Here is a 3,822-nt window from a genome sequence, read left to right as displayed (position 1 = left end):
GTGGGTAAGGGCGCCGGGGTCGGCGAAGGGGCCGGGCCGGGCGCCGGCGGGGTGGTGGCGCAGGCGGCGACCAGGAAGAGCGGGAGGAGGACGCGAATCAGGCGCATGAGCCCAGTGATACCCCCAAATTTGTCATCCTTCGGCCGCGCAGCGGACCGGAGGACCTACTTGTCGGCTTGGCGCATGGGATTGGGTTCGGCCATCGATGCCGGCCTGCCCGGTAGAGGCGACCCTTCCCTCGGCGTGGGTCCTCCGGTCCGGGCTGCACCCAGCCGAAGGATGACAGGGAGGACGCCTACGCCTCCGCCGCGTCCACCCCGGTCAGCACCCAGTTGGGATTGCGGTCGGTGACGTCGCGTTCAAAGGTCCAGAGTTCGGCGGTGCGCCGGTCGTCGACGGCCTCGCCCTCCGGTCCCTTGGTGCGGGCGCGGAACTCGGCCAGGAAGCGGACCACCAGCTCGGCGGTGTCGCCCTTCATGGTCGCCGACTCCAGGTCGGCGCGGGGGGGTTGCGCAAACTCGACGGTCTCGGTGATCCCGCCGGCCTCGCGCTCGGCGATGGCGGTTTCGAAGCCTTGGTAGACGGCCGGGCTCAGCAGGCGTTGCAGGGTTTCGCGGTCCCCCTCGGCGAACGCCTTGACCACCATCTGGTAGGCGCTCTTGGCTCCGCCCAGGAAGTGGCCGACCTCGAAGCTGGGATCGCGGGCGCGCACGGCGGCCAGGCCGGTCAACACCACCCCGTCGGGCAGGGGCTCGGGCTCGGCCGACTGCGGCGGGACCGGGCGGGCCTCGCCGCGTTCGGCCGCCTCGCGCTCGGCGTCCTCCGGCTGGCGACCGACACGGCGGCCCAGCACCGAATAGAGCTGGTAGAGCACGACGCCCGCGAGGACGGCGAAGAGGATGAGCTTGAGGGTCTCGGTCAAGTGAGGGCCTGAAGGTGAAAGGGTCGCGATCTATATAGGGCAAGCTTGCGGCCGCGTCAGGGCCGACCGGTGTAATACGCCGCAGGGCCTAAAGGTTCGCTATCGGGGGGCAAGATTGCACGGGCCTGGACACCGTGATAGCGACCGCGCCTTCGAATTCCTTACCTGACGGACATCCAGTCTCATGACCGACACCAACGCCGGCGCCAACGGCGAAGACATGACCGCTCCGGGCCTGCGGGTCCTGGCCCAGTACACCCGCGACCTCTCGTTCGAGAATCCGCGCGCCCCCGACTCCCTGCGGGTCACCGGCGAGGCGCCGCAGATCGAGATCGGCGTTGAGCTGAACGCCCGCGGCCGGGGCGACGGCCTGTTCGAGGTCGAGATGAAGCTGCAGGTCGACGCCAAGCGCGGCGGCGAGCCGGCGTTCAACGTCGAGCTGGTCTACGGCGGCCTGTTCCAGCTGGAGGGGATTCCCGAGAGCGAACTGGAGCCGGTGCTGATGATCGAGGCCCCGCGCTTCCTGTTCCCCTTCGCCCGCCGGATCATCGGCGACCTGACCATCGACGGCGGCTTCCCCCCGTTCCTGATGGAGCCGATCGACTTCGCCGGCATCTACCAGGCCCGGCAACAACAGGCCGGCGGCGCCGGCGTGGTCGTCGGTCAGGCTTAAGACCCAGCGAGTTTGGTAATTCCGCCCCCTCTGGGGGCGGGGGACCGCGCGCGAATACGCGCGTGGTGGTGGGGGCAGCGCCGGCGTTTCGGGTTGATCCTGAACGCAGCTTTCAAAGCCGCGCCAGAACGCGCTTTATCCTGAACCTTCCGCTCTGCCCCCTCAGTCCGTCGCGTATTCGCGCCGGACAGCTCCCCCAGAGGGGGAGCGATCGCCGCAGCTCAGCTCAGCTCAGCTGAAGCCAGACCGCCTTGTCCTTCAGCACGCCCTTGATGAACGCCTCGTGCGCGGCGCGTTCGTCTTCGGTGATCCGGCAGGCCAGCGGTCGGGGCCTGGCGCCGTAGGCCGCCTGCACCGCGGCGTTGGCGGCCCGCACGGCCATGGTGCTGGTCAGGTCCAGCGCCCGTTCCTTGCCGCCCTGCAGCTCCAGATAGACCATGGCCAGCAGGTTGCTGTCGATCAGCGCCCCGTGCTTCTCGCGGCCGGCCAGACTGATCTTCATCCGCTTACAGAGGGCGTCCAGGGAGTTGTACATCCCCGGGAACTTCTTCTTGGCCATGGCCAGGGTGTCGACCCAGCGGTCGTCCGGCGGGCAGGGCCGGCCGCAGCGCTCCAGCTCGGCATTGATGAAGCCGCGGTCGAAAGGCGCGTTGTGGGCGACCAGGGTGTCGCCGCCGATGAACTCCAGGAAGGCATCCACCACCAGCGGATCGTGGAAGCGCGGCTTGTCCTTCAGGTGGGCGGCGCTGATGCCGTGCACCCGCTCGGCGTCGGGGTCGATCGGCCGGTCGGGCTGGATGTACTGGTGGAATTCGCGGCCCGTCGGCATGTAGTCGACGACCTCGACGCAGGCGATCTCGATGATCCGGTGACCGGACCGGGGATCCAGCCCCGTGGTTTCGGTGTCGAGAACGATATGCCGCGCCATCGCCTGTTCCTAAGCGGGTTCGGCGGGGCGCGTCCAGCCGGCGCGCAGGGTTGCTAACACTTGCCGCACCTGATCGCGGGCGTGGTCCACACCCTGGCCGGTGTCGATCACGAAATCGGCGCGGGCGCGCTTTTCGGCGTCGGGGGTCTGGCGGGCCAGGATGGCCTCGAACTTCTCCACGCTCATGCCGGGCCGGGCCAGGACCCGCTCGCGCTGCATCTCGGCAGGGGCGGACACCACCACCACAGCCTGGACGTTCTTCTGGCCGCCGGTCTCGAACAGCAGGGGGATGTCGAGCACCACGATATCGGCGCCAGCCCCCACCGCCTCCTGGAAAAAGCCGACCCGACTGGCCCCGACCAGGGGATGGACGATAGCCTCCAGCCGCTTCATCGCGTCCGGGTCGTTCAGCACCTTCTTCGACAGACGCTCGCGGTCGATGGCCCCATCGACCACCACGTCCCCGAACTCGACCTCCAGCGGCTCCACGGCGGCGCCGCCCCTGGCATAGAGGCGGTGCACGGCCGCATCCGCGTCATAGACCGGCACGCCTTCGGCCTCGAACAGCTTGCCGGTGGTCGACTTGCCCATGCCGATGGAGCCGGTCAGCCCAACAATGATCATGCGGCGGCTCCCAGGAATTTCAGCGCGAGGGCGCGGACGTCGAGGTCGGCGGGCGGAGGCTGGCCGAAGAAGGCCTCGAAGCTGGGCACGGCCTGGCGGATCAGCATCTCCAGGCCATCGACGGTGCGCCGGCCGGACGCGCGGGCGGCCTGCAGGAACTGGGTGTCGAGCGGCTTGTAGACCATGTCCATGACAACCGCCGTCTTGGGGGCGGCGGTGAAGTCCAGCTCAGGGCCTGGCCCGCCGCCGAGGCCCAGGGAGGTTGCGTTGACGATCAGGTTGGCGCCCTCCTGGGCCGCCGGGCCTTCTTCGAAGACGGCGGCCTTTTCGCCGAGGGCGTCAGCCAGGGCCTGGGCCTTGGCGCGGGTGCGGTTGACCAGCCGGACCTGCGGGGCGCCGGCCAGGACCAGGGCCGCCGCAGCGCCCCGCGCCGCGCCGCCGGCGCCGAGGATCACCGCCGGGCCGTCGGCGGGGTCGAACCCCGGGGCCTGCAGGGCCAGAGCGGCCAGCATGCCGGGGCCGTCGGTATTGCGGGCGGCGATGGTCCCGTCAGGGGCGAAGGTCAGCAGGTTGGCGGCCCCGGAAAGGCGGGCCAGGTCGTCGGCGGTGTCGGCCAGCGCCAGGGCCTCTTCCTTGAACGGGATGGTGACATTGATCCCCCGCACCACCCCGCCC

Annotated in this window: 5 protein-coding genes; 1 reads left to right on the top strand and 4 read right to left on the bottom strand. The window is 69.9% G+C overall.

The genetic code is table 11. The features are described from left to right. Nucleotides 1-295: 295 nt before the first annotated feature. Nucleotides 296-922 (bottom strand): TIM44-related membrane protein TimA, encoded by a 627-nt coding sequence (timA, locus tag GVN21_RS20180; protein WP_166576535.1) that lies wholly within the window; start codon nucleotides 920-922, stop codon nucleotides 296-298. Between the two features lie 184 nt (nucleotides 923-1,106). On the opposite strand from timA, the gene secB reads away from it, so the two are divergent. After that, nucleotides 1,107-1,595, top strand: coding sequence for a protein-export chaperone SecB (secB, locus tag GVN21_RS20175; protein ID WP_166576534.1), 489 nt, complete (start codon nucleotides 1,107-1,109; stop codon nucleotides 1,593-1,595). A gap of 226 nt (nucleotides 1,596-1,821) precedes the next feature. Here secB and dnaQ read toward each other — a convergent pair whose 3' ends face one another. The 3 genes from dnaQ to GVN21_RS20160 form a co-directional block, all read right to left on the bottom strand. Beyond that, a complete protein-coding gene (gene dnaQ / locus GVN21_RS20170; RefSeq protein WP_166576533.1) occupies nucleotides 1,822-2,523 on the bottom strand; it encodes a DNA polymerase III subunit epsilon in 702 nt (233 codons plus the stop codon). Between the two features lie 9 nt (nucleotides 2,524-2,532). Next, complete coding sequence (gene coaE, locus GVN21_RS20165) at nucleotides 2,533-3,147, bottom strand: dephospho-CoA kinase (protein ID WP_166576532.1); 615 nt, start codon at nucleotides 3,145-3,147, stop codon at nucleotides 2,533-2,535. Then, nucleotides 3,144-3,822: shikimate dehydrogenase (locus GVN21_RS20160; RefSeq protein WP_166576531.1), on the bottom strand; the 679-nt coding region annotated here is incomplete at its 5' end. The genes GVN21_RS20160 and coaE, both read right to left, overlap by 4 nt.

This window comes from Caulobacter sp. SLTY, from assembly GCF_009905535.1.
Lineage (GTDB): Bacteria > Pseudomonadota > Alphaproteobacteria > Caulobacterales > Caulobacteraceae > Caulobacter.
Note: the sequence above shows the minus strand (reverse complement) of the source record. Positions and strands in the feature narration are given on the sequence as shown.

Excerpts from the sequence above, each read along its gene's own strand:
- secB (WP_166576534.1), top strand. The coding sequence starts at position 1,107 with ATGACCGACACCAACGCCGGCGCCAACGGCGAAGACATGACCGCTCCG.
- coaE (WP_166576532.1), bottom strand. The coding sequence starts at position 3,147 with ATGATCATTGTTGGGCTGACCGGCTCCATCGGCATGGGCAAGTCGACC.
- dnaQ (WP_166576533.1), bottom strand. The coding sequence starts at position 2,523 with ATGGCGCGGCATATCGTTCTCGACACCGAAACCACGGGGCTGGATCCC.